Here is a 618-nt window from a genome sequence, read left to right on the forward strand (position 1 = left end):
CTGACGACAAGGCCCAATTCAGACCGGCACCCGGCAAATAGAGGCGCCTGCCATGTTGGTACATGTCCTGGCTGATACTTCCGATAAGCTCTTCGGGCTTTGCTCGGTCCTTGAAAGACAGTTCACTGTCGCGGGCGAGCGGCTCGACGTGGAAACAAAGCTACCGCACGCGCCTGCCGCCGTCGTGATCCGTGCCGACCTACGATTTGTCGAAAACATCGCCGCACTGAAAACGAGAGCTGCGCGTCTCGCCAAGGCCGGCAAGCGGATCTTCCTCGTCGAGCAAACCTCCCGCGTTTGCATCTCGCAAGCCTACGCGCTGGGCGCCACGCTCGTTTTGCCCGGCAAGATCGATCCGATCAAGCTCATGGCCGCGCTGTCCGATCCGGCGCGGAGCGAAACTAGTTCGACGTGCGACATCTCGCAGCCTAATGATGCGGTCGAGGCCGCGGCCAACGCCATCACATCGTTGTTCACTTTAGTCGCACTCGGAGAGCGGATTGACGTCGACGGCACCAGGGAGGCCGGCCGCATGATCACCAACCGGATTTCCGAGCACGGGCTATCCGAATGGCTGACCACGGTGCGGCGCCATCATGAGGGAACCTACCAACACTG

At 61.0% G+C, this 618-nt stretch carries 1 pseudogene; it reads left to right on the top strand.

Annotation, left to right across the window (positions count from 1 at the left end):
• Window positions 1-52 precede the first annotated feature (52 nt).
• Window positions 53-618 (top strand): annotated as a pseudogene (locus IVB27_RS43865) (hypothetical protein); the annotation flags it as partial.

It is taken from the genome of Bradyrhizobium sp. 197 (assembly GCF_023073375.1).
Lineage (GTDB): Bacteria > Pseudomonadota > Alphaproteobacteria > Rhizobiales > Xanthobacteraceae > Bradyrhizobium.